Origin of the sequence: Paenibacillus auburnensis, from assembly GCF_927798115.1 — a bacterium.
Lineage (GTDB): Bacteria > Bacillota > Bacilli > Paenibacillales > Paenibacillaceae > Paenibacillus_AQ > Paenibacillus_AQ auburnensis.
In genome coordinates, this window is record NZ_CAKMMG010000001.1 from 1,350,762 (window position 1) to 1,375,400 (window position 24,639).

Below are 24,639 nucleotides of genomic sequence, written 5' to 3' on the forward strand. Positions count from 1 at the left end.
AGTCAGCAGCTTAATTAATCAATGGAGACGGAATCCTGATGCATTTCATCGCTAATTGTTTTCGGTCTGCCGTATTCCTGCTCCGCTTGAGTTTCGCTCTTGATATCAATTTTCCAGCCGGTAAGTTTGGCCGCAAGGCGGGCATTTTGCCCCTTGATGCCGATTGCCAAGGATAATTGATAGTCAGGAACGATGACACGGGCCATTTTCTCAGCTTCAAAGACTTGAACCTCAAGCACTTTGGACGGGCTGAGTGCATTAGCCACATATTCCTGCACCGCATCAGAATAACGCACAATATCAATCTTCTCGCCGCGAAGCTCTGTAACGATGGTCTGCACGCGTGTACCTCTTGGGCCAACGCAGGAGCCAACCGGATCCACCTCTTCATTACGCGAGAATACAGCGATCTTCGAACGGAAGCCTGCTTCGCGGGCCACAGAACGAATCTCAACAACGCCGTCAAAAATCTCAGGAACCTCCAGCTCGAACAGACGCTTCAGCAAACCCGGATGACTGCGGGACAGCATAATTTGCGGCCCTTTGGTCGTATTCTCCACTTTGGTGATATAGGCCTTGATCCGCTCGCTCTGCTTGAACTTCTCACCCGGCATCAGCTCGCTCAGCGGCAGAACCGCTTCGATTTTGCCAAGATCTACATAAATATTCCGCATATCCTGACGCTGTACAAGGCCGGTAACAATATCATCTTCCTTGTCAATAAAAGCGTTATAGATAAGGCCCCGCTCTGCTTCACGAATACGCTGGGTTACAACCTGCTTGGCGGTTTGCGCCGCAATCCGGCCAAAATCGCGTGGTGTTACTTCAAGCTCGGCAACATCTTCCAGCTGGAAATGAGGGTTGATCTCTCTGGCTGCCGGCAGGGAAATTTCAGTCCGGGTATCCAGAACCTCCTCGACAACCAGCTTACGGGCGAATACTTTGATTACGCCTGTGTTGCGGTTCATGTCCACACGCACGTTCTGCGCCGCATTGAAGTTGCGTTTATAGCTGGAGATCAGCGCAGCTTCGATGGCTTCAAACAGCACATCCTTGCTGATGCCTTTCTCCCTTTCCAGTTCATTCATAGCTTCGATAAAATCCATACTCATGAAATTCCGGTCCCCCTTTCAAGACGTTAAAAAATAATGGCCAATCTCGCGCTGGCGACTTTGGCATACGGCACTACATGTTCTTTTTTGCCCGCGGAGATGAGCAGTTCCTCGTTCTCGAACGAGAGCAAACGACCTTCGAATTCTTTGAGGCCTTGAATCGGCTCATAAACCGTTACATATACGTCCTTGCCTACCGCTTTGGCGACATCTGCCGCTTTCTTCAGCGGGCGTTCTGCGCCAGGAGAAGAAACCTCCAGGAAATAGGCTTCAGGGATAGGATCATTCTCATCCAGCTTTGAACTGAAATATTCGCTAATGGCACCGCAGTCATCAATATCAATGCCGCCTTCTTTGTCTACGAATATGCGCAAAAACCAGTTGGAGCCTTCCTTCACGTATTCAACGTCCACCAGTTCGAAACCATTGTCCTCGAGATAGGACCCGAGCATCTGCTCTACCGTTTGTTTAATTTTGGATTTGGGTGTGCTCAAAAGAAAATTACCTCCACGAACTTGTCTTTTGCTATATACCAAAGATAAAGAGTGGGTTTCCCCACTCTTTACACAACGGACTTATCTCATTATTACCAAAAAAATTATACCATAGTGCATCTACACTGACAAGTGCTAGCCCTTGACTCCCCGTTTGGAGATGCTGTTCAGGCTGTTCAAATCCGCTTTGCGGGACAGTTAAAACAGGGAAAGCTGATTGCTCTCCGGTAGTCCCCGGAAGCAGCCCATGCCATTCAACAGCTCAATCACAGTCTTGCTCGCTTTGGATTTCTGCTGGAAATCCTCAATCGACAGGAACTCTCCCGCATCCTTAGCAGCAGCAATATTAATGGCGGCATTGTCACCAATTCCCGCAAGCGAGGAGAACGGCGGAATCAGGCTGGTGCCGTCAACGGTAAACTTCGTAGCATCGGAACGGTAGAGATCGATATTTTTAAAAGTGAAGCCGCGTGCAGTCATCTCCAGCGCCATCTCAAGGACAGGAAGCATCGCTTTTTCCTTAGGCAGAGCCTGGAAGCCCTTGCCTTCAATCTCCACGATCTGACGGTTGATTGCTTCATACCCCTTACAGCAGAGTTCAATATCAAAATCGGCTGCACGGACTGTGAAGTAGGTCGCATAATATTCAATTGGATGATACAGCTTGAAGTAGGCGGTCCGTACCGCAGAAATAACATACGCTGCGGCGTGGGCTTTCGGGAACATGTACTGGATCTTCAAGCAGGAGTCAATGTACCACTGAGGGACCTTACACTTCTTCATCTCTTCAATCCATTCGGCGGACAAGCCTTTACCCTTACGCACACTCTCCGTAATTTTGAAGGCAAGCCCCGCATCCATACCCGCTTTGTAGATCAGGAACAGCATGATATCATCACGGCAACCTATAACGGTCTTGATGTTACAAGTGTTATTCTTGATCAGCTCCTGGGCATTACCAAGCCATACTCCGGTTCCGTGAGACAGTCCTGAGATCTGAAGCAAGTCGGCAAAGCTGGACGGCTTGGACTCTACGAGCATCTGGCGGACAAACTTGGTCCCCATTTCCGGTACCCCATAGGTTGCTACAGGCGTCCGGATCTGATCCGGGCGGACCCCAAGCGCTTCGGTGGAATTGAACATGCTCATTACCTTCGGATCGTTCATTGGTATGGTTGTCGGATCCACACCGGTCAGATCCTGCAGCATCCGCATCATGGTCGGATCATCATGACCCAGAATATCGAGCTTGAGCAGGTTGGCGTCAAAGGCGTGATAGTCAAAGTGTGTTGTCTTCCATTCTGCTGTGACATCATCCGCCGGATACTGAACCGGGGTAATGTCTTCAATTTCCATATAATCCGGCAAAACAACGATACCGCCCGGATGCTGTCCGGTACTGCGCTTAACGCCTGTGCACCCGGCTGCCAGACGCCCTACCTCGGCTCCGCGCCAGCGTTTCTGGTGGTGCTCTTCATATTTCTTGGTGAACCCGAAGGCCGTCTTCTCTGCCACAGTACCGATGGTTCCTGCACGGAATACATTATCCGGCCCAAACATTGTTTTGGTAAAGTTATGAGCATTCGGTTGATATTCCCCGGAAAAGTTAAGGTCGATATCGGGAACCTTATCCCCTTTAAAGCCCAGGAAGGTCTCGAACGGAATATCCTGCCCTTCCCCTTTCAGATTACCGCCGCAGTTCGGACAGGCCTTGTCCGGAAGGTCAAACCCGCTCGGCACACTGCCGTCGAGAAACCACTCACTATGGCGGCATTCCGGATTGGTACAAATATAATGAGCCGGCAGCGGATTAACCTCAGAAATCCCGAGAAAGGTCGCCACGACTGACGAACCTACTGAACCACGTGAACCAACCAGATACCCGTCCTGGTTGGACTTCTTAACCAGACGTTCAGAGATCAGATAGTTGGCGGAGAACCCGTATTTAATGATTGGTGCGAGTTCCTTCTCCAGACGGGCCACGACTACCTCTGGCAATTCTTCGCCATAGATCGACTTGGCAGTGTTGTAGCAGGTATTGCGGATTTCATCATCTGCGCCTTCAATAATTGGTGTAAACAGCTGATCAGGGAACAGTTCATATTCCTCAAAGCGGTCAGCCAGTTCCACCGTGTTCGTGACGACGACCTCCATCGCTTTTTCCGCACCCAGGAATTCGAATTCGGCAAGCATTTCATCCGTGGTCCGGAAATGGGCATCCGGCTTGCGCTGGTCCTTCAGCGGGCTGAATCCGGTGATTCCGTGAATTGTAATGTCGCGGAATAGCTTGTCCCGCGGCTCCAGATAATGCACATTGCCTGTCGCGATGACCGGCTTGTTCATCTGCTCGCCGATTTCACAAATCTTGCGTACAACATTGCGTAAGTCCTCGGCGCTGGCCACAAATCCTTTATCTACCAGATGCATATACATCGTCAGCGGCTGAATTTCCAGAATATCATAGAACTGGGCAACCTCTATAGCTTCCTCTACCGTCTTGTTGAGCACTGCTTCAAAAAATTCGCCTCGTTCACAGCCGGAAATCACGATCAATCCGTCGCGGTGTTCTTCAAGCTTGGATTTAGGAATACAGGGTACTCGTTTATAATATTCTGTATGCGACATCGAGATGAGCTTGTACAGATTCTTTTTGCCGACTGGATTCAGCGCATAAATTCCGCAGTGAAACGGCCGGACGTTCGACAGATCATTGCCGACATAGTCATTCAGCCGTTCCAGTCGGGTCAGCCCCTTCAGCTTCTCGGCATCGGCCAGCAGGCCGTTTAGAATGCCCCCCAGTGCCACTGTATCATCTACCGCACGGTGATGGCTCTCCAGCAGGACTTTATATTTATCGGCGAGCGTGTTCAGCCGGTGATTCTTCATGCTAGGGTAGAGCAAACGTGCCAGCTCCAGTGTATCGAGTGAAGGATTCGGCAGTTCAGGCTGTCCCAGCTTACGCAGGGAAGCCTGTATAAAGCCCATATCGAACCGGGCATTATGGGCAACCAGAATGCTGTCACCGACAAAATCAACGAATTCTTTGAGCACCGGTTCCAGATCGGGAGCATCCTTGACCATCTCATCTGTGATATTGGTCAATTGCTGGATATGGTACGGGATTTTCTCGTGCGGATTGACAAAGGTCGTATAGCGGTCAAGCTCCTTGCCCTCGCACATTTTGATCGCTGCAAGCTCCGTAATATTGTTGCGGGTGATCGACAAACCGGTGGTCTCGATATCAAATACGACGTAGGTAGCAGTCTTAAGATCCATCGGCTGAGCATTCTCAACTATGTTTACTGCATCATTTACGACGTTGGCTTCGACACCATAAATCATTTTGATCTTATTCTTGTGTGCAGCATGGTTCGCATCCGGGAAGCTCTGTACGTTACCGTGATCGGACACAGCAATCGCCGGATGGCCCCATTTTGCCGCTGTTTTGACATAAGCGGTTATGGGCGCCACGGCATCCATCGTACTCATTGTCGTGTGCAGATGAAATTCAACCCGTTTTTGCTTCGCGGTATCTTTGCGGGCCGGAGGAGCGTTTACTTCTGATAAATCCGAAGGAATCATCACCAGCTCAGGAATCTGCATAAAGCGGTCATATTCCACCTTACCCCGGGCTCTAACCCATTTCCCGTTGGCAAGCTGCCCCATGATCTTCAAATCTTCTTTCGTCTTCGCGAACATCTTGATCTGCAGGGAGTCCGTGAAGTCTGTGATGCAGAAAGTAAACAAGGTATTGCCGTTACGCAATTCCTTGCTTTCTAGTCCGAAGATAGTGCCCTGAATCGTAATCTTTTTCTCTTCATCCTGAATTTCCAGAATCGGCACAGCCTGCTCCTTGATCTCATATCCGATCTGAAGCTTGATGACTTCGTTCGGATCGCTCTCCTCCTCAGGTTCATCCGGTTCACTGGCCATCATCATCATCTCAACCAGCTCACGCTGTTCCTGCTGCAGTTTTTGCTGGAATTCTTCAAAGGCATCGGCTTTGGTGCTCTCATCCTGAGCAATCTGCAGTTTCACCTTCAATGAAAGCCCAAAATATTTATCATAAAATTTGATAATGGCTGCTTCGATACCTTTTTTACGGGCCAGCTCCAGTGACATCGTGTCACTCAGGCTAAGCACAAGTGTATTGTCTTGAAGCTCTTGCGTAGACCGTGTAAGCCAGCCGTTCACTGAAGGAATCTCCCGCTGCGCCCACTCCAGAAATAGCCCCCAGTATTCCTGTACAAGCTCCTGCCTGCCGACGGTTTGTTCATCATATAGGAACAGGAAGCTGACCTTGGCAATATGCTGCAGCTTCTCACGCATTCTCACACAAAATGCCCGGTACGTCTGTGCCGGAACAAGACTTTCTTTGGCAATGACAATATGCCAGTCCTTATTGCCGCGGCTAATTTCTACACGTTCAATCTGTCCATCCAAAAAATAGGGATCAATCAACGCTGGCGGGATTTCCCCCTGCTTCATCAGGAGCTCGAACCTTCTTCTTCTCTCCGCATTCTGTTCCATGCTTTCCCCACCTAACTTACGTAAGAGTTAATCTCCGAGGTTTGTCTGTTTGAATTGTAAAAAGCTTCCAGGTCGAAAAAGCATTGGGTTCTTTCGGCCCGCCGACTCCTCTCGCCAGAAGCTACATTCACATACTCACTATTATAATAGGTCCCGGCTTAGTACGCCTTGGCAAAAACAACCGTATGCTGGGCAGGCTTGCCGCAGCAGATGCAGGTCGTCTTCTGCTCAGCCGGATTAAACGGAATATTGCGGCTGCCCGCTCCCGTCTCTTCTTTTACTTTATCTTCGCACTCCTCGGTTCCGCACCAGCCTGCCAGAGCAAAGCCGCGTTTCTCCTCCATCGATGCTTTCATTTCATCCAGTGAATCTACCGAATAGAAGTGGTCTTCACGGAACTTCAGGGCACGCTCAAACATTTCGTTATGAACCTGCTCTAGCATTGCCTGGATCTCTTCCACAAGATTGTCCTGCTGAACGATCTTCTTCTCCCCGGTAATACGGGATACCAGTACGCAGACACCGTTCTCCATGTCACGCGGGCCGAGTTCCAGACGGACAGGCACACCGCGCATTTCATATTCGTTAAACTTCCAGCCTGGAGTTACATCGGCACGATCATCCACACGTACACGGACACCGGCGTCCTTAAGCTGCTTGAACAGCTCATCGGTCCGTCCGATAACCGCTTCACGGGTTTTTGGAGGTCCGATCGGAATCATAATAACCTGAGTCGGAGCTACTTTAGGCGGCAGAGCCAACCCGCGGTCATCCCCGTGCACCATAATCAGCGAACCGATCAGGCGAGTCGTAGAGCCCCAGGAAGTCGTATGCACATACTCCAGGGAATTCTCACGGCTTAAATATTGAATGTCAAAAGCGGTCGCAAACTTCGTTCCCAGGTAGTGAGAGGTCGCCGCTTGTACAGCCCGTCCATCCTTCATCATTGCTTCAATAGAGTAAGTATCGACAGCTCCGGCAAAACGCTCAGAAGGTGTCTTCTGGCCGGTAACAACCGGAATCGCCAAATAGCTCTCAACAAAATCACGATAGTTCTCCAGCATCCGCATGGTCTCTTCACGGGCCTCAGTTTCGGTCTCATGCGCTGTGTGGCCTTCCTGCCAGAGGAATTCCGTCGTCCGGATGAACGGCAATGTGCGCTTTTCCCAGCGGACCACATTGGCCCATTGGTTGATCAGCACCGGTAGGTCACGGTAGGATTGAATCCATTTGGAGTACATGTGCCCGAACATGGTCTCCGAAGTCGGGCGGATCGCCAGACGTTCTTCCAGCACATCGCCGCCTGCCTCAGTTACCCATGGAAGCTCCGGATTAAAACCTTCGATATGATCCTTCTCTTTCTGGAAAAAGCTCTCCGGAATGAACACCGGGAAATAGGCGTTGCGATGGCCGGTAGCCTTAAGGCGACGATTCATTTCCTCCTGGATATGCTCCCAGATTTCGTAGCCTTCCGGTTTGAAGACGATACAGCCGCGGACCGGTGAATAATCCATCAGGTCTGCTTTCTTGATTACATCGATATACCAGCGCGAGAAATCTTCGCTCTGTGGCGTAATTTCCGTAACGAACTGCTTATCTTTAGCCATGTAATGAAATCCTCCTAAATTGCCCTGCAAAAGGCAGCCTGACAACGCGCCATTTGGTCTGTCTTTTGCGGGGTCCGCCATAAATCTAATTGCATCAATTAAAAATCAGCCTGTGATCAGGCGCAGTATATCATTATAAGTTACAGCGATCATGACCAGGAACAGCAAGGCAAACCCGACAAAATGTACCATGCCTTCGCGCCCCGGATCAACAGGTTTGCCGCGCAGCGCTTCCACACCGAGGAAGACCAGTCGGCTTCCGTCTAGCGCCGGAACCGGCAGCAGATTGAAAATCCCCAAGTATAAGCTTAGAATGGCCGCCCAATACGTCAGATACTGAATCCCCTGCTGGGCAATCTGGCCGGTCATCTTCGCCGTTCCTACCGGTCCTGAAATGTCATCCATATTGAAGTTGTTGATCAATTGTTTGAATCCGGTAAAGATCAGTTTAGTCGTATCTACCATGGCCGTACTCGACTTGGTAATCGTCTCCCCAAAACCGGCTCGGCGTGTCTGCAAGTCAGGAGTGATCCCTACCTTGCCGCCTTCTTCACCTTCCATACTGCGGGGAATCATCGTCACCTCATAGGTTTCATCGCCACGCTGAAGGACCCAGTTCATCTCTTTGCCCTTGGATTCGGAGGTTAGCTCAATCATCTTCAGATAATCGCCGCCAATCTTCTCTCCATTAACAGAGACGACTATATCACCCTTCTGGAGCCCTGCTTCTTGCGCCGGCATTCCCTCGCTGATATCCCCAACCTTCACAATGGTAGGATTCTCCACTGGGATTCCTGCCATCTGCAAATGAATTGCAAACAGGACAAAAGCAAGAATAAAGTTCATTACCGGTCCGGCAACAATCGCTAAAGCACGCTGTCCGACGGTTTTGCTGCCAAATTGACGGTCTTTCGGTGCAATCTGTGTCTGCTGGCCGCCTTTGATCATCATCGCCTGCGGATGAACATCATAGGTAGTGACTTCACCATCGACATCAAGCCGGATTGTCAATTCATTCTCAAGATCAGTATACTGTGCCTCGCCACGGATCACATTTCTGCGGGTGTCGAGCGAATCAAGATAGATATTTTTGACTTTATTGTCTTGTCCCAGCCTGACGGCGATCATCTGCCCCTGGCCGATTTCAATGATTTCAGGATCTTCCCCGGCCATCCGCGCATATCCGCCGAAAGGCAGCAGACGGAGTGTGAACTGCGTTTCACCGCGTTTATAAGAAAACAGTTTCGGGCCGAAACCGATAGCAAATTCACGTACAAGAATACCGGCGCGTTTGGCGAAATAATAATGTCCCCATTCATGGACGGTCACCAGAACAAAAAACATAAGCACCGTTAAAAAGACGACTCTTACCATTTCCATCCGTAACATTCCCCCTTTAGGTGTAAGACCGAAGTATGTCCTCTTAATTTATCATTATTCCAAGGCCCGGCACAAGAGAATCAACAGTCTCAGCCTATTTTTCAGGGTAACGCAATTTTTCCAACTCAACAGCACAAATTTGTTATATTTACAGCTTGGATGCAAGCTCCCGGGTAGCCGCATCACAGTATTCTATCTGCTCTAAATCGGGATTACCCACATTTTCATGCTGCTGCAGTACTTCTTCAATAATCTCCTCAATACGCAGGAATGAAATCTCATGACGCAGGAAGCGGGCAACGGCGATTTCATTGGCAGCATTAAAAGCTGTGGTTGCCGTTCCTCCCGTTTTCCCGCATTCGATCGCAAGCCGCAGGGCCGGATAACGGATATAATCCATTTCGCGGAAGGTCAGGCGTCCGATCTCAGCCAGCGATAAACGGGCTGCTGGTGAAGACCAGCGGTCCGGATAGGTCAGCGCATACTGAATCGGCACGCGCATATCAGGAGTACCAAGCTGTGCAATGATACTGCTGTCGCGGAATTCCACGTAGGAGTGGATAATGCTCTCCGGGTGCAGCAGCACATTCACCTGCTCATAGGGCAGGCCAAACAAATGGTGGGCTTCAATCACCTCAAGCCCCTTATTAACCATGGTTGCCGAATCGATCGTAATTTTGGCCCCCATACTCCAGTTCGGATGACGAAGCGCGTCCTCCACGGTAACATCCTTAAGCTGATCGCGGGTATAGTCGCGGAAAGAGCCGCCTGAGGCGGTAACTGTAATGCTCGCAACATCGGCGCGGTTTTCACCGTTCAGACATTGAAATATTGCCGAGTGCTCACTGTCTACCGGCAGCAGCTTGACCCCTTTTCGTTCAGCCAGCTCTGTTACCAGATGTCCTGCTGTTACAAGTGTTTCTTTATTAGCCAGTCCGATATGTCGCCCGGCTTCGATAGCAGCAAGCGTTGACTTCAGTCCCACACTGCCTACCACAGCTGTCACAACCGTATCAGCAGCTCCTCCGGCAGCGATTTCAACCAATCCCTCGCTGCCGTAGTAGAGCTCAACACCGGATGGCAGGCTCGATCTGATGTCATCCGCAAGCTGCTTGGTGGAAACAGACACACGTCGTGGCTGAAACCGGTGCACCTGTTCTAATAATAGGGCAGTATTGCTGCCAGCAGCCAGCCCATCTACTTCAAAGGCCTCCGGATGCATCGCAACGACATCCAGCGTCTGCGTGCCAATGGATCCGGTTGAGCCGAGAATACTAATTTTTTTCACCGTTGCACCTTCTCCCCGTCGTTTAATAGTAAGGCATCAGCATTACGATATGTACGAAAGGAAATACGATAATCCAGCTGTCGCAGCGGTCAAGTATGCCACCATGACCAGGCAGCAGAGAGCCTGAATCCTTAATACCGTACACCCGTTTATAGGCAGACTGTACAAGATCTCCAAGCTGACCGAGAACAGCACAAGAAATACCGATTAGCAGTGCTCGTCCGATAGTCAGCAGATCAGGAACAAATAGTGCAAAAATAACCGAAATAACAACGGAAATGAGGACCCCTCCAAGGGCGCCTTCAACCGTCTTATTGGGACTGATCGCCGGCCAGAGCTTATTCTTCCCGAAGCTTCTGCCAACGAAATAAGCACCTGCATCACTGCCCCAAATGCAGCAAAGCAGCAACAGCGTCCAGAAGAGGCCATGTTCATCACCCGCAGCACGGGCCGTACCCATATAGGAGAAACCCATTCCTATGTAAACAATTCCGGTAAACAGAAGTGCAGTGATCTTAATATCCTGTTTATTTTTAGTGAATACTGTCACGAGCAGGAACAATAACAGCATCAGCCATATGCCCTGTTCCCAGGACAGCCATGGGGAGACATCAAGCAATCCCCAAGGAATCATGAAACAAACGATCGAGGCATACCCCAGTAGTGAAGTGCTACTGAATGGAGAAAGGCCCGTCATTTTCACAAATTCAAACATCCCGATGAGTGCCATGGCAGTCAGTAGGAGCTGATAGGACCAGCCCCCTAAAGCACACAGGCCCAAAAAAACTGCTCCGGCAACAATTCCGGTAATCAATCGTTGCTTCAAAGGTTTCCATCTCCCATCAGGCTACTTCAATCCGCCATAGCGGCGTGTACGGCGCTGATACTCGGCAACAGCCTGCAATAAATGCGATTTGTCAAATTCCGGCCAGTACACATCCGTAAACCATAGCTCACTGTATGCGATCTGCCAGAGCATGAAATTGCTCAGCCGCATTTCTCCGCTTGTTCGGATCAATAAATCAGGGTCAGGCAAACCCCCGGACAATAATCTGCTGTCAATCAGTTCAGATGTAATCTCCTCTGGAGAGAGCCGTCCTGCCTTAATATCATTGCCCAGTTCGCGCATACAATCTTCTATCTCTTTACGGCTCCCGTAGTTCAGCGCAAAATTTAAGATTAGTCCAGTATTATGCTTCGTCCGCTCTACTGCCTCTTCCATAGCCTTGCGGGTATGATTGGGCAGTGCATTACTGTCACCCATAACACGTACCTGTACATTTTTCTCTATCAGTTCATCCAGTTCAAGCGCAAGAAATTCCACAGGCAGACGCATCAGGAAATCCACTTCATCTTTAGGCCGCTTCCAGTTTTCCGTAGAAAAAGCGTACATCGTGAGGAATTCTACTCCCAGATCATTTGCGGCTATGGTTGCGCGTTTTACTGCTTTCATCCCGTTTTGATGACCGACAATGCGCGGAAGGCCGCGGCGCTTAGCCCAGCGACCATTACCATCCATGATTACCGCCACGTGCCGGGGAATGTTGTCCGGTGAAATCTCGACTGGCTGTTCTTCCTGCCTGTCTTTACGGCTAAGCCATGCTTGAACCCGTTTGATCATTTCCGTTTCCTCCAAGCTCATATCAGAAAGAGACAAACCCCACCATATAAGGAGGGGCCTTGAGGTCTCTTGATTATCATTATACTTCCATAATCTCTTTTTCTTTGGACAAGAGCACCTTATCGACTTCAGCTATGAACTTATCCGTTGATTTCTGAATATCTTCCTGGTGTCCACGCGATTCATCTTCCGAAATGCCGTTCTTCTCCATCTTCTTGATGTCATCGTTAGCATCACGGCGGATGTTACGGATGGCTACCTTCGCCTCTTCACCGAACTTCTTGGTGAACTTCACAAGTTCAGTACGGCGTTCCTCAGTCAGCGGAGGAATGGATAGGCGGATGATTGTACCATCATTGGCAGGTGTTAGTCCAAGATCGGACTTCATAATCGCCCGTTCAATGTCGGCTACCGACGATCTGTCCCAAGGTTGGATAAGCAGTGTCCGGGAATCCGGTGTACTGATGTTGGCCAGCTGGTTAACCGGCGTAGGTGCACCGTAATAATCAACTTGAATGCGGTCCAGCAGCGCTGTCGATGCGCGTCCTGCCCGCAATGTAGCCAAATCGCGTTTTAGGGAAGAAATCGCTTTTTCCATACGCTCCTCGGCATTTTTCTTAACTGCCTGTGGCATTAATCTACACTCCCTTTAACAATCGTCCCGATTTTCTCACCGAGAACGACACGTTTAATATTGCCTTGCTCTGTAATAGCAAACACAATGAGCGGTATATTATTATCCATGCACAGCGAGGAAGCGGTAGAATCCATAACTCCAAGGTTTTTGTTCAGGACTTCCATGTAAGTCAGTTGTTCAAACTTCTCAGCTGTAGGGTCCTTGAATGGATCCGCAGAGTAGACACCGTCTACTTTGTTCTTCGCCATAAGAATGACTTCTGCTTCAATCTCAGCTGCTCTAAGCGCTGCGGTTGTATCCGTTGAGAAGAACGGGTTTCCTGTACCTGCGGCAAAAATAACCACGCGTCCCTTCTCCAAGTGACGGATCGCCCGGCGGCGGATGTAAGGTTCGGCAATTTGCTGCATGGAAATGGAGGTCTGCACCCGCGTTGGAACATCGATTTGCTCCAATGCATCCTGCAGAGCAAGCGAGTTCATAACTGTGGCGAGCATCCCCATGTAATCGGCTGTTGCACGGTCAATGCCACTCGCACTGCCGGCGATCCCGCGCCAGATATTTCCGCCACCGCATACAATGGCAACCTGAACGCCAAGCTCGACCACTTCTTTCACTTGCTCCGCGATGGAAATAATCGTCTCAGCATCAATACCATATCCGTTTTGTCCTGACAGTGATTCCCCACTTACCTTAAGGACGACTCTCTTAAATACCGGCTGTTCCAAATGTATACCCTCTCTTTCTTACAAAAGACGGAACACTACGTGCATGTGTTCCGCTCTTTTGATGCTTGCCATTATTCAGTTCAATGAAGCTGTAATTAAGTTTATCTTTTATTGATTAACTTGTGCCATTACTTCTTCAACAAAATTGTCAACTTTCTTTTCCAGACCTTCGCCCAGCTCGTAACGAACAAAACGACGGATAGAGATGTTTTCACCGATCGTGCTGATTTTTTCATTCAGCAATTGGGAGATCGTTTTGTCAGGGTCTTTAACGAAAGGCTGTTCAAGCAGGCAGTATTCTTCGTAGAACTTGCTGATGCGGCCTTCAACCATTTTTTCAACGATTTTCTCAGGCTTGCCTTCGTTCAGTGCTTGGGCTTTCAGAATTTCTTTTTCTTTCTCTACAGCTTCAGCAGGAACTTCTTCACGGCGAACATACTGCGGGCTAGCTGCAGCGATCTGCATTGCGATATCGCGTGCGAATTCTCTGAAGGAATCAGTCTTACCTACGAAGTCAGTTTCGCAGTTGATTTCCACCAGTACGCCGATACGTCCGCCAGCGTGGATGTAAGATTCAACAGTACCTTCAGTAGCGATACGTCCTGCTTTGTTTGCTGCTGCGGAAAGACCTTTTTCGCGGAGCAGTTCAGCGGCTTTAGTGATATCGCCGTTTGCTTCTTCAAGTGCTTTCTTACAGTCAAGCATACCTGCGCCTGTTCTTTCACGAAGTTCTTTTACGGATTTTGCGTCTACTGCCATTGTTATTCCCTCCAGATAATTGTCGTTTAATTCCATTTAAGGCCATTATCCTAAAAAAAGGGCAGTGAGAGGTTATCCACCTGCCAACCACCCTTTTCATTTAAGTTCTAGTTTAAGTTCCGGTTGCTACTTAAGCAGTAGTTGTGTCTTCGCCCTGGTGAGCTTCAACAACAGCGTCTGCCATTTTACCAGTCAACAATTTAACGGCGCGGATAGCGTCATCGTTACCTGGGATTACGTAGTCGATTTCGTCCGGATCACAGTTAGTATCAACAATAGCTACGATAGGAATACCCAGTTTGCGAGCTTCCGCAACAGCGATACGCTCTTTACGCGGGTCAATAATGAACAGCGCGCTTGGCAGACCTTTCATGTTCTTGATACCGCCCAGGAATTTTTCAAGACGATCTTTCTCTTTGCGGAGAAGGATAACTTCTTTCTTAGGCAGAACTGCGAAGGTACCGTCTTCTTCCCAAGCTTCCAATTTCTTCAGACGGTCAATACGTTTCTGAATAGTCTGGAAGTTAGTCAGGGTACCACCCAGCCAACGTTGGTTGATGAAGAACATCCCCGAACGTTCAGCTTCTTCTTTTACGGAATCTTGAGCTTGTTTCTTTGTTCCTACGAATAGGATTGTGCCGTTGTCGCCAGCGACGCTTTTTACAAAGTTGTAAGCTTCCTCTACCTTTTTAACCGTTTTTTGCAGGTCAATAATGTAAATTCCGTTTCTTTCAGTGAAGATATAACGATCCATCTTTGGGTTCCAACGACGAGTCTGGTGACCGAAGTGTACCCCAGCTTCGAGAAGCTGTTTCATGGAGATTACTGCCATCTTCACACACCTCCTAATTTTGGTTTATTGTGTGTCTCCTCCGCCGCGCGTCATTTTTCTACAAGACTTTCTTCTGAAGAAAGCACCCCTTGTCGAAATCAACCGGCGTGTGTTTTAACACCGTCAATTACTATACCATAATAAAATAATGTATGCAACGATTCATGAAATGTTTTGTGATTTTCTGCCTTAATATGAGTTCATTTCACTGTAATCAGCTTCTCAATTATGGAGTTTACGCTTTCCCCTTTGGTGAAATTGTAGCTTCCATATTGAATTTTTGCATTAATTTTGCGGCTCATGGCAGTTTTAAGAAACTCGGTCTGCTCCTTAATGACCCCTGCCTTTGCCAAAAGCTGTGCAGTTTCTGTAAGTGTGCTGCCAGCCGGAATGCGAACAGCAACAACTCCGCTTACTGCGGCCTGCGGAGTTGCCGGTGCCTCTGGGGCTGTTCCTGCGCTTTGTAACGGCTTGGAAGGCACTGCCGGCTCTGTGGGCGCAGCAGCAGCACTAGGCTGTACAGCGGCCTCCGGTGACGCTGCAGCGGAAGAAACTGGAGATGGAGTGCTGGCGCCATCGTTTGCCTTCGGAGTGTCCTTAACATCAGACTTATCGGCAGGATCAGTAGCTTGCACCGCTGGCTCTGGACTCGCTTGGGGATTAGCCGCCGGATCTGTTACTGTCAGATTCAGTTTAGCTGCTTGCTGTATGAGCTCTTCTTTTGTTAATGACGGTGCTGCCCCGCCGGAGATCATCAGCTGAAGGAGAAGAGCGCCTGCTATGAGCCCGGTTCCCAGACCGAACATAAACGAGCGGTTCTTGATCATACCGATTCCTCCTGCTTTGCCAGCTGCAGAATGAGCTGGACTTCACCGCGCTGAAGTCCAGCTGTTTTGGCAATGGAGTCAATAGACTTGCCTTGTTCATGCAATTCAAACAGCCGCGGATAACGCAGCTTGATCGAACTAATAGGTTTTGCCTTTGGCTCAGGAGGCACAGTCTCAGCACTTCCCGGAGGAGCCTCTGCAGTAATCTTACCTGCATTGTCTTTAACAAGAGCCATCAGCTGAAGCAATCCCTTTTCTTCAGCCGTTAGCCTGGAATCAAGCAGCAGCATATCTTTTTGCAATTCGGCGACCTGCTCCCGGAGTCCGCCAATCTCTTCCTGCAGAGCTGCTTTGGTACTCTGCGACTGCTGCTTAATGCTGCCGACAAGCTGTATCATCTCGTTATTCTCACGCTCGATGTCGGCCATATAGAGTTCAAGTGCTGCTTCGGTGTCTTTCAGGCTTTGCTTCTCGGCCGGGTCTGATTGTCCGCGTACCGGCAGCCTAAGAGCATAGACAATAGCAACAGCACCTACCAGCACGATGTATACCCATGGTTGCAAATGCTTTATCTCCTTTTTATATCATTTGAGCATCTCAGAGACTGAGATCAATGCGGCGGCCTTTATAGGGATGTTCTGCATCATGGACGGCGTCCTGCTTGGGTTCCCCTTGGTCAGATGACTGATTCCCCCGGCCATTCCCCCGGCCGCTGTCATTACGAAGCTTCGCGTCCGCAGATTCATCAACCTCTGTTGTCCGCTGGGCCAGCTCAGCGCTGTGCTTCACATTCTGTGCAGCCAGCTGCTGCTGATCAAGTACTGGACGATGCAGGTGCTCATTCTGAACCTTCCCTGCATCCGTTGTCCTAGGTAAGGCAATTTGTAATTCAACCGGTTTTAGGCTCATGATAATCCCCTTCCCGAAAGACAACTTTGTTCATTCATAACATAAAACAATGGCCGGCTGCCTTACGCCGCCCGCCTTGTTAAATATACGGGGTTAACGAAATATCGCCTTCCGTATAACGAAATACAACCCGTTCCGTCGGATCTTTGACGAATCTGGTATATCTGCCGATTACAATTTTAGAACCGCCATAGATCGTTTTGATCACTTCCACTTTAGCTCGAGTCGTATCTTCAAGCATCTTCTCAATTTCCAGCACACGTTCTTTAATCCGCTTTTCCTCACGCATGTGGGACTGTTTGGTAGCGTTCAGTTTCACACGAAGCGCCACTTTATCAGGTGACAGCTGGCCGTTGTTCGCGAGCTGATTTAACAGATAAAGCGCCTTAGTGGTTTTGTCCTCATTTTCGAGCAGCAGTTTAAGTTCATGACGAAGCTCATTAATCTCATTACGCAACTCAGGAACTACTCCCACTTCAATTGCCGTGGAGGTTGACATCGTATTCCCGATAGTCCGGGCTACAACTTTTTCCCCAGCCTGCACAATTCCGCCTACGATGAGGCCTTTTGTTCCATTGCACAAAACATCACGCCCTGCGCGTATATTCGAATGCATTATGCTCTGTGATACAATCACATCTTCACCAGCAACTACATTCCCATCCTGAATAAAGGATACCTTAACATTTTTGCCGGCACTGACAATGCCTTTATTGTAGCCAATAATTCCCCCGGTAATTTCTATCGAACCGCCGGAAATCAACTCCGCGCCTTCCACGCCTCCGACAACACGAATGTCCCCTGCAGATTTCACAGTAAACCCGGTCAACACGTTGCCGCGGATAACTACTGTGCCCACAAAGTCAATATTACCTGTGCTGTAATCCACATCACCATTGACTTCGTATACAGGAAATACATTGATCTTTCCTTTGTCTGTAAGCGTCACTAAGCCGTCAATGGCCGCGTACATCGCAGTTTCGCTCTGGTCGACCAGTACGTTCTTACCAACTTTGAAGCGAGCTTCTTTCCCTGCTCTGAAAGGAATTTCCTCTCCGGTGACTGTTTTCCCCTTCTGTCCGGGTACCGGCGGAATCGTTCTCCCGATGATTTGTCCCTTCAAAACATTATGCAGACGTACCAGATCTTTGTAGTCGACTTTACCGTCTTCCTTTTCCAGCGGTTTGCGGTCCTCTTCAAGATCTACGGTAAGAACAACCTTTCCGTCAACACCATGCACCGGCTCATCACCAATTGCAATGGGTACTCTGCTGAAAAAATACTCTTCAGGGTTGCTGCTGATCCGCTTCACAATATCCCGCTGTATACCGTAACGAACCTCATGACTGTGCAGGAAGCTCTCCAAATCTTCGAAGGAACAGGTGAAATTCTCATCCTTCTTGGAGAACTGTAGGTAGGCAATCCCTTTATCCTCAGAAAACGTAATACTTACGTATTGATCCAAAGCATAATGACCGATCAATATTGCTCCCCCTTGTCACCGTCTCCGGTTAATCATTCTGCATGAGAAGGTCGCGATTTTTCTCAAGCGTTCCTCTCAAGCGCAAAATCGCCTTTGAATGAAGCTGCGAAATTCGAGAAGGAGATAAAGACATCACCTCAGCGATCTCGCTTAAAGATAAATCCTCATAATATAAAAGGGACACTACGGTCCGTTCTTTCACCGTTAATTTTTCGATGCCTTTGGTGAGTGTATCTCGCAAGTAAAACTCATTCACTTTACGGTCTGGATTCTTAGCTTTATCGTCCACCAGGATGGACATCCGTGTCTCCGATTCTTCTTCACGAATAGGGTCTTCCAATGAGCAGAGCGACATGACTGCAACATCCTGCAGCATGTTTTGAAACTCCGGCTCAGAAATATTTAAATATTGGCTCATTTCCTCGTCACTGACTGATCTTAAATATTTCTGCTCCAGCTGCTGGTAGGCATCCTCGATTTTCTTGGCTTTTTCACGAACAGATCTGGGAACCCAATCGCTTTGGCGTAACGAGTCCAGAATAGCACCGCGTACACGCCAAGAAGCGTAGGTTTGAAATTGCAATCCGCGTTTGTAGTCGAATTTCTCAATCGCATCAATAAGACCCATTACACCATTACTGGCCAAATCGTCTTTTGATACATTTTTGGGAAGTCCGACAGCCAACCGGCTGGACACGTAATCTACAATATGGAGGTAATTCTCAATCAGCTTTTTTTTGGCTTCAGGATCACCGTGTTCTTTCCACTGTTCCCAAAGCACGTCTGTTACCGATAGAGAAGCTTTATGCTCGTTCAATGGCTTTCACCCTTCCCAAAGTTTAGTCAGCGGGCATTATGCGGGAATGATAGTCGTTTGGCCGCAAGCACTCGCTTATTCTTCTTTCAGGTGACGAACGGCCTTGGCCAATTCTTCAGGATCTTTCATGGAGACCAGCTTGGGCGGCTGCAGCGGTGTAAAGCCTTCACTGCCTCCGCTTCCCTCTGCCGGCTTTGGTTTGAGAAGGTTGATTAATTCCTCATCCTCGTCCGGAGTACTGAGATCAAGCTTAGTACCAAGCATATCATCTTCCGCGGCATTTTCTCCGGTTATATCTGGTGCCTGGGACTGTTTAACAATAAAACCCAATACCCATCTCAGGAGGAATGCAAGCACAAACCAGATAATAAATCCATAAATCCCCCGAATAAGACTCGTCCCAAGTAAATTATGCCCGTAATTCGTAAGAAAGGTAAATAAAAAACCAATCACTCCGGATAAAATGCTTAGTAATATTTTTCCCATCACTATATTTCCTTAGAGCCTTTTTGCACACTGCGGATATAAAGCACTCCTGTGCTGCAGGCAATTTCTATCGTACGCCCAAAATTCCCGCCTGTGTCTTCGGCAATTAAGGGGATGTTCAAAGCCTCTAGAGCTAGCTTGCAGGATTCCACGTTACGAGGCCCGATCCTCATGGTGTCATTCCCCCCGGCAAAGGCAAACATTTGAGAGCCACCGGCCATCTTGGCTACGATCCGACTACGTACCGCTCCAAGCGCCAGTAAGCGGGACAACAGCTCCGGCACTGCGGTATCCGCAAACTTGGCGATGTTCATTTGACCCTCACGAGCGATCTCCGACGAAGGCAGCATCACATGCGCCATCCCCGCCAGTTTCTTCCCGGGATCAAACATTGTAAGACCTACGCAGGAGCCAAGTCCAGTGGTGCGGATAAGACTCTCTTGGCTGCCTACATTAAGATCTGCCATTCCAACCTTAATAATGCTTTGTTCTTCAATCATTATCAAACGGTACTCCTAATGATTTGAAAATTTTCGGGAATGATTCGGGATCAGGAATAAGGAAAAATTGTCCTTCTATTTCATTCTGGCCTTCCAGGAACGTCGTATCAATAAGCAATGCGTCATCCCCCATTTGGCCGAACTGCAAGAGTCCATAGCCCAGGATCGCCCCGGCCATATCCATCGCAAGTGCAGGCACAGTCGGATACATGGACAGTGACGTAAAGTCTGCAAGGGAAGAAAGGTAAGAGCCGGCCAGAATATTGCCGATTTCACTCAAAGCAGAGAGCTCCATTTCACCCAGCTCCTGATCAGGAGAAATCTCAATACCTGCGACGCGGTTAAGAAGGTTCATAGCCGCTTCCGGTGTTAGGATGAAAAAGAGATTGCCGGGAGCCTCACCTTCAACTCGCAGAAACACTGCGTAAACCAGTTCTTCCGCTCCGCCGACCTTGTCAGTAATTTCTTCAAAGCTCAGGAGCTGCACTTTGGGTACAGCCATATCAATCGGCTTATTCAGAAGCTGGGATAATGCGGTGGCGGCGTTACCTGCCCCAATATTACCGACTTCCTTTAAAACATCCATTTTAAAGTCCTTGAAGTTTTTGAACAGCTCCATAACCTAGCCCTCTAGGCTTTCCAGTTGCACGATTTCACTCTTATTCAGCACTTCAGTCAAGTTGAGCATAATCAGCAGCCGGTCTTCCCCGATTTTGGCCACTCCATCCAGATATTTCGCCTTGATACCGCCCACAACATCCGGTGGTGTGTCGATGGAATCACGGTTCAAATCAATGACATCATTAGCGGAATCAACAATAAATCCTACTTCCATCTCATTCACATTAACGATAATAATTCGGGTCTGATCCGTGTGTTCTGCTTCTTGAATACCGAAACGGCCGCGCAGATCAATTACAGGAATGACTACACCCCGCAAATTAATGACTCCTTTGATAAAGGAGTAGGTCTTCGGCACACGGGTAATCGGCATCATACGTTCAATGGTTTGGACTTTTTCCACTTCAATCCCGTATTCTTCAGAGCCAAGCTTGAATACTATTACTTTGATATCATCAGCCATGGAATGAACCTCCCTGTTCTATCCTAATTATTTTATAAATGCATTCGGATCAATAATAAGTGCAACCTGCCCGTCACCAAGAATAGTCGCACCGGAAATGCCTTGAACCTCAGGCAAATATTTACCCAGATTCTTAATTACAATTTCATTTTGTCCGATGAAATCCTGCACAGCCAGTGCAACTAGACGCTCGCCCTTGCGGACAACGACGATTTCTGTTTCTTCTTCCGTGCTTTCATCAAAATCAGGTACTGCATAGAATTTGCTTAGCGAAAGCAGCGGAATATGGCTGTTGCGGAACTCAATCATTCTGTTACCATGGATTGTACGGATCTGGGTATTTTTCACAATTCCGGTCTCTACAATCGATGAAAGCGGAATTGCATATTTTTCAGAACCAATCTTTACTAACATGGCAGCAATGATAGACAGGGTCAATGGCAGCTGTACCGAGAAGTTTGTACCTTTGCCCGGGGTCGAATAGACAACCACATTTCCGCCAAGCGAAGTGATCTTGGATTTTACAACGTCCAAACCTACGCCACGTCCTGAGACATCGGAAATGACTTCTGCTGTGCTGAAGCCTGGTGCAAAGAGAAGTTGAATGGCCTCGTCATCTGAATAGGAAGCAGCTTGTTCTTGAGTGATAATTCCTTTTTTGATTGCAGATTGCAAGATCTTCTGCGGCTTGATTCCGGCACCATCGTCCTCAATTTCAATAAATACGTGATTGCCGCTATGGAATGCCCGCAGATTAACTGTACCAGTATCCGACTTTCCTGAGGCAAGCCGGTCTTGAATCGACTCTACACCATGGTCAACAGCGTTGCGCAGCAAATGCACCAGCGGATCTCCAATTTCATCAATGACCGTGCGGTCCAGTTCGGTTTCCGCTCCTGTAACCACAAGATCAATCTTTTTGTCCAGGGATTTGGCGAGGTCACGAACCATGCGCGGGAAACGGTTGAATACGGTATCTACTGGCACCATCCGCAGTTTCATAACAATGTTCTGCAAATCGCCGCTGACACGTCCCATATGCTCAACAGTCTCAGTAAGGTCACCGTTCTGCACTTCGGAAGCAAGCTGTTCCAGACGGACACGGTCGATCAGCAGCTCGCTGAACAGGTTCATCAGCACATCCAATCGTTCGATATCTACGCGGATCGTTCTCGAAGGTGCTCCGCCAGTCCGTACCGGCGCTGATTTTCCGTTCTCCTCTTTCGCTGCAGAAGCTGCTGGAGCTTTTGCAGGGGCAGATGCCGAAGATTCTTGTACAGGGGCAGCAGGAGAAGCTTCCGCTGTAGCAGCAGACATCTCTTGAGCCATCTGTGATAAGGACTCTTGGTCAAGCGCTACTGCAGTAACCTTGTCGATCTCAGACAAGTTCAAAATCATTCTCTGAATCTCACTAGCGTCCTTTTGGGTTATGTAATAGAGAGAGAATCCATAGTCGAATTTCTCCTGCTCTATGTCCTGAACCGAAGGGAAGGATTTGACCACTTCTCCTGAACGCTCCAGGAGATCAAAAACCATATAAGCCCGTACCGCTTTCAACTGACAGTCCTTACGGATTGCTACGTCGACATACAGCACCTGATGTCCTTCCTGCAGCGATTGCTCCAGAACGGAGTACTGGAACTCATCCAGAGATATTTGGGCATCGCCAGTGGTTGCAGCGGCAGCTGTTACTTCAGCTGCAGCACCGGCCGCAGCAGGAACTTCTCCCCGAACGATAGCCTGAAGCGAAGATACGATGGCAGTAACATCGGCTTTACCTTCTCCTCCGCCCGTAATATCCTCTACCATGGATTCCAGGGCATCCAAGCTTTTGAACAATGTGTCAAAAATGAAATCCTGCATCCGCAGTTTATTATTGCGAACCAGATCAAGTACATTTTCCATCTGGTGGGTTAGGGAAGCTAAATCCTCAAACCCCATTGTAGCTGCCATACCCTTTAGGGTGTGCGCAGAACGGAAAATCACCTGCACAATACTAATATCTTCAGGATTTGCTTCCAGCCCCATCATGCTCTCATTCAATGACTGCAGATGATCATTTGACTCATCAATAAACATGGATAAATATTGGTTCATGTCCACTAACGAGCACCTCCCCTTCGAGTTCGCTTTTCCTTTATTTTACACTTTGTACCAGCCGTGGTGCGATTTCTTGCAGCGGCAGGACATATTTAACACACTTTAATTCCACTGCCGAACGAGGCATTCCGTATACAACGCAGGTTTCTTCACTCTCGGCAAACGTTGAGGTGACCCCTGTATCGTAAAGTGCCTTCATCATTTTTGCTCCGTCACTGCCCATCCCCGTCATGATTACCGCATGGCGCTCCAGCGCTGTCAGCGGCAGCAATGATTCGAACATTGTATCTACGGAAGGCCGGTGGCCGTTGCGTGATTCTTCATTCGTAAGCTCAATTGCATATTGTCCTCCGGATGCCGGAACAACCTTAAGGTGAAATCCGCCAGGGGCGATATATGCCGCTCCCGGACGCAGGATCATGCCATGTTCAGCTTCCGATACCTCAAGCGGACTAAAGGTGTTCAGCCGCTGGGCCAGCGATTTAGTGAAATTGGGCGGCATATGCTGCACAATAACAATCGGCGCCGGAAAATCAGCCGGAATATTCTCCAAAAATGTTTTGAGTGCCCGGGGACCGCCTGTAGAGCAGCCTACTGCAACCAGTTTACGAAGACCTTTGGTTCCCAGTTTGCGGTCACTGCCTGAAACAGGCGGCTCATTAAACGAAACGGAAGGCAATTCAGGTATCGAACGGCTTTCTGGCAAAGCAGGAGCGGATTCTTTCTTACCCCGGGTTTGCAGTTTCTCGGGAGCAGCAGGCTTAGGAGGGACAGCAGAAGGCTTGGACAAATTCAGGTTTGTCCCGTTGCCGACAGAAGTCTTGTCAGGTAATTTGTTAATCTGCCTATCAGCCGGTTTCGCTTGGTTTCCAGCAGGCTTAACAGGAGCTTCTGTAGCTTTCTTTGGCTGAACAGGCTTACGTACAGTAGGCTCTGGAACAACTGTTGGGCTTGTGGCCGGCGGTGAGGCAGTGTCTGACGCCATAACATCAGCGTTGTTGATTCTCGCTTCACGCTGCTCTCGGGCCAGCATAGCTCCCTTCATCTGCTCCCTTAGTGCTATCCCTACTGCTGTAATATCCTGTGAATTTGAAATCGACGGCTTACGGATAAAATCGAAAGCACCCGATTCAAGTGCAATGATGGTTTCCCTCATGCCTTCTTCATTGATGCCTGACAGCATAATTACCGGCAAGGGATGCTCGGCCATGATTACTTTAAGTGCCTCCAGGCCGTTCATTTCCGGCATTTCCACATCCATGGTCACCAGATCCGGAAGAAACTCATTCACTTTCTCAATCGCTTCCCGCCCGTTGGCAGCAGTCGCGGTTACTTTGAAGTTAGGTTCGTTTTCAATTAAATCGGAAATGATCTTACGCATAAATGCAGAATCATCCACAACTAATACTTTATATGGCCTCATAGCATTTCCACCTCTGCCCATCTAA

At 48.8% G+C, this 24,639-nt stretch carries 23 protein-coding genes; all 23 read right to left on the reverse strand.

Annotated elements, in window-relative coordinates:
* Positions 1-14: 14 nt before the first annotated feature.
* On the reverse strand, positions 15-1,112 hold the full coding sequence (gene nusA, locus L6H70_RS06170) for a transcription termination factor NusA (protein WP_206100564.1): 1,098 nt from the start codon (positions 1,110-1,112) through the stop codon (positions 15-17).
* 26 nt (positions 1,113-1,138) lie between these two features.
* Complete coding sequence (rimP, locus tag L6H70_RS06175; RefSeq protein WP_038593427.1) at positions 1,139-1,606, reverse strand: ribosome maturation factor RimP; 468 nt, start codon at positions 1,604-1,606, stop codon at positions 1,139-1,141.
* A gap of 198 nt (positions 1,607-1,804) precedes the next feature.
* Positions 1,805-6,136 carry a PolC-type DNA polymerase III gene (locus L6H70_RS06180; RefSeq protein WP_236330965.1) on the reverse strand — a complete coding sequence of 1,444 codons (4,332 nt, stop codon included), beginning with the start codon at positions 6,134-6,136 and terminating at the stop codon, positions 1,805-1,807.
* A 158-nt stretch (positions 6,137-6,294) separates the two neighbouring features.
* The gene (proS, locus tag L6H70_RS06185) at positions 6,295-7,743 is read right to left on the reverse strand and encodes a proline--tRNA ligase (RefSeq protein ID WP_236330968.1); all 1,449 of its coding nucleotides are present in this window, start codon (positions 7,741-7,743) and stop codon (positions 6,295-6,297) included.
* 105 nt (positions 7,744-7,848) lie between these two features.
* Entirely contained in the window at positions 7,849-9,123 is a 1,275-nt protein-coding gene (gene rseP / locus L6H70_RS06190; protein ID WP_236330971.1) for an RIP metalloprotease RseP, read from the reverse strand.
* A 148-nt stretch (positions 9,124-9,271) separates the two neighbouring features.
* Positions 9,272-10,411 carry a 1-deoxy-D-xylulose-5-phosphate reductoisomerase gene (locus L6H70_RS06195; protein ID WP_236330974.1) on the reverse strand — a complete coding sequence of 380 codons (1,140 nt, stop codon included), beginning with the start codon at positions 10,409-10,411 and terminating at the stop codon, positions 9,272-9,274.
* 22 nt (positions 10,412-10,433) lie between these two features.
* Positions 10,434-11,237, reverse strand: a complete 804-nt coding sequence (locus L6H70_RS06200) for a phosphatidate cytidylyltransferase (protein WP_236330977.1) — start codon at positions 11,235-11,237, stop codon at positions 10,434-10,436.
* A 21-nt stretch (positions 11,238-11,258) separates the two neighbouring features.
* On the reverse strand, positions 11,259-12,032 hold the full coding sequence (locus tag L6H70_RS06205; protein ID WP_236330980.1) for an isoprenyl transferase: 774 nt from the start codon (positions 12,030-12,032) through the stop codon (positions 11,259-11,261).
* 79 nt (positions 12,033-12,111) lie between these two features.
* Positions 12,112-12,666 carry a ribosome recycling factor gene (gene frr / locus L6H70_RS06210; protein ID WP_054941051.1) on the reverse strand — a complete coding sequence of 185 codons (555 nt, stop codon included), beginning with the start codon at positions 12,664-12,666 and terminating at the stop codon, positions 12,112-12,114.
* A complete protein-coding gene (gene pyrH / locus L6H70_RS06215) occupies positions 12,666-13,394 on the reverse strand; it encodes a UMP kinase (RefSeq protein ID WP_054941052.1) in 729 nt (242 codons plus the stop codon). The genes frr and pyrH overlap by 1 nt, the downstream gene beginning before the upstream one ends.
* Positions 13,395-13,502: 108 nt before the next feature.
* Positions 13,503-14,153: a translation elongation factor Ts gene (gene tsf / locus L6H70_RS06220; protein WP_054941053.1), complete on the reverse strand. Its 651-nt coding sequence runs from the start codon at positions 14,151-14,153 to the stop codon at positions 13,503-13,505.
* A 130-nt stretch (positions 14,154-14,283) separates the two neighbouring features.
* On the reverse strand, positions 14,284-14,985 hold the full coding sequence (rpsB, locus tag L6H70_RS06225) for a 30S ribosomal protein S2 (protein ID WP_036692565.1): 702 nt from the start codon (positions 14,983-14,985) through the stop codon (positions 14,284-14,286).
* A gap of 200 nt (positions 14,986-15,185) precedes the next feature.
* Positions 15,186-15,812, reverse strand: a complete 627-nt coding sequence (locus L6H70_RS06230; RefSeq protein WP_236330983.1) for a hypothetical protein — start codon at positions 15,810-15,812, stop codon at positions 15,186-15,188.
* The gene (locus L6H70_RS06235; protein WP_236330986.1) at positions 15,809-16,375 is read right to left on the reverse strand and encodes a hypothetical protein; all 567 of its coding nucleotides are present in this window, start codon (positions 16,373-16,375) and stop codon (positions 15,809-15,811) included. Before L6H70_RS06235 ends, L6H70_RS06230 begins: the two co-directional genes overlap by 4 nt.
* Positions 16,376-16,409: 34 nt before the next feature.
* Positions 16,410-16,721: a hypothetical protein gene (locus tag L6H70_RS06240; RefSeq protein WP_236330989.1), complete on the reverse strand. Its 312-nt coding sequence runs from the start codon at positions 16,719-16,721 to the stop codon at positions 16,410-16,412.
* Positions 16,722-16,800: 79 nt separating this feature from the next.
* The gene (locus L6H70_RS06245) at positions 16,801-18,204 is read right to left on the reverse strand and encodes a DUF342 domain-containing protein (RefSeq protein ID WP_236330992.1); all 1,404 of its coding nucleotides are present in this window, start codon (positions 18,202-18,204) and stop codon (positions 16,801-16,803) included.
* 28 nt (positions 18,205-18,232) lie between these two features.
* Entirely contained in the window at positions 18,233-19,021 is a 789-nt protein-coding gene (locus tag L6H70_RS06250; RefSeq protein WP_236330995.1) for a FliA/WhiG family RNA polymerase sigma factor, read from the reverse strand.
* Positions 19,022-19,096: 75 nt separating this feature from the next.
* On the reverse strand, positions 19,097-19,507 hold the full coding sequence (locus L6H70_RS06255; RefSeq protein ID WP_341482702.1) for a hypothetical protein: 411 nt from the start codon (positions 19,505-19,507) through the stop codon (positions 19,097-19,099).
* Positions 19,508-19,509: 2 nt separating this feature from the next.
* A complete protein-coding gene (locus tag L6H70_RS06260) occupies positions 19,510-20,007 on the reverse strand; it encodes a chemotaxis protein CheD (RefSeq protein ID WP_236330998.1) in 498 nt (165 codons plus the stop codon).
* Complete coding sequence (locus L6H70_RS06265) at positions 20,000-20,626, reverse strand: chemotaxis protein CheC (protein ID WP_054941061.1); 627 nt, start codon at positions 20,624-20,626, stop codon at positions 20,000-20,002. Before L6H70_RS06265 ends, L6H70_RS06260 begins: the two co-directional genes overlap by 8 nt.
* 3 nt (positions 20,627-20,629) lie before the next feature.
* The gene (locus L6H70_RS06270; protein WP_054941062.1) at positions 20,630-21,091 is read right to left on the reverse strand and encodes a chemotaxis protein CheW; all 462 of its coding nucleotides are present in this window, start codon (positions 21,089-21,091) and stop codon (positions 20,630-20,632) included.
* A gap of 27 nt (positions 21,092-21,118) precedes the next feature.
* Positions 21,119-23,194: a chemotaxis protein CheA gene (locus L6H70_RS06275; protein ID WP_236331001.1), complete on the reverse strand. Its 2,076-nt coding sequence runs from the start codon at positions 23,192-23,194 to the stop codon at positions 21,119-21,121.
* A gap of 34 nt (positions 23,195-23,228) precedes the next feature.
* The gene (locus L6H70_RS06280; RefSeq protein WP_236331004.1) at positions 23,229-24,614 is read right to left on the reverse strand and encodes a protein-glutamate methylesterase/protein-glutamine glutaminase; all 1,386 of its coding nucleotides are present in this window, start codon (positions 24,612-24,614) and stop codon (positions 23,229-23,231) included.
* Between the last annotated feature and the right edge of the window lie 25 nt (positions 24,615-24,639).

Excerpts from the sequence above, each read along its gene's own strand:
- nusA (WP_206100564.1), bottom strand. The coding sequence starts at position 1,112 with ATGAGTATGGATTTTATCGAAGCTATGAATGAACTGGAAAGGGAGAAA.
- L6H70_RS06180 (WP_236330965.1), bottom strand. The coding sequence starts at position 6,136 with ATGGAACAGAATGCGGAGAGAAGAAGAAGGTTCGAGCTCCTGATGAAG.
- proS (WP_236330968.1), bottom strand. The coding sequence starts at position 7,743 with ATGGCTAAAGATAAGCAGTTCGTTACGGAAATTACGCCACAGAGCGAA.
- rseP (WP_236330971.1), bottom strand. The coding sequence starts at position 9,123 with ATGGAAATGGTAAGAGTCGTCTTTTTAACGGTGCTTATGTTTTTTGTT.
- L6H70_RS06205 (WP_236330980.1), bottom strand. The coding sequence starts at position 12,032 with ATGATCAAACGGGTTCAAGCATGGCTTAGCCGTAAAGACAGGCAGGAA.
- frr (WP_054941051.1), bottom strand. The coding sequence starts at position 12,666 with ATGCCACAGGCAGTTAAGAAAAATGCCGAGGAGCGTATGGAAAAAGCG.
- tsf (WP_054941053.1), bottom strand. The coding sequence starts at position 14,153 with ATGGCAGTAGACGCAAAATCCGTAAAAGAACTTCGTGAAAGAACAGGC.
- rpsB (WP_036692565.1), bottom strand. The coding sequence starts at position 14,985 with ATGGCAGTAATCTCCATGAAACAGCTTCTCGAAGCTGGGGTACACTTC.
- L6H70_RS06230 (WP_236330983.1), bottom strand. The coding sequence starts at position 15,812 with ATGATCAAGAACCGCTCGTTTATGTTCGGTCTGGGAACCGGGCTCATA.
- L6H70_RS06240 (WP_236330989.1), bottom strand. The coding sequence starts at position 16,721 with ATGAGCCTAAAACCGGTTGAATTACAAATTGCCTTACCTAGGACAACG.
- L6H70_RS06255 (WP_341482702.1), bottom strand. The coding sequence starts at position 19,507 with ATGGGAAAAATATTACTAAGCATTTTATCCGGAGTGATTGGTTTTTTA.
- L6H70_RS06260 (WP_236330998.1), bottom strand. The coding sequence starts at position 20,007 with ATGATTGAAGAACAAAGCATTATTAAGGTTGGAATGGCAGATCTTAAT.
- L6H70_RS06265 (WP_054941061.1), bottom strand. The coding sequence starts at position 20,626 with ATGGAGCTGTTCAAAAACTTCAAGGACTTTAAAATGGATGTTTTAAAG.
- L6H70_RS06270 (WP_054941062.1), bottom strand. The coding sequence starts at position 21,091 with ATGGCTGATGATATCAAAGTAATAGTATTCAAGCTTGGCTCTGAAGAA.
- L6H70_RS06280 (WP_236331004.1), bottom strand. The coding sequence starts at position 24,614 with ATGAGGCCATATAAAGTATTAGTTGTGGATGATTCTGCATTTATGCGT.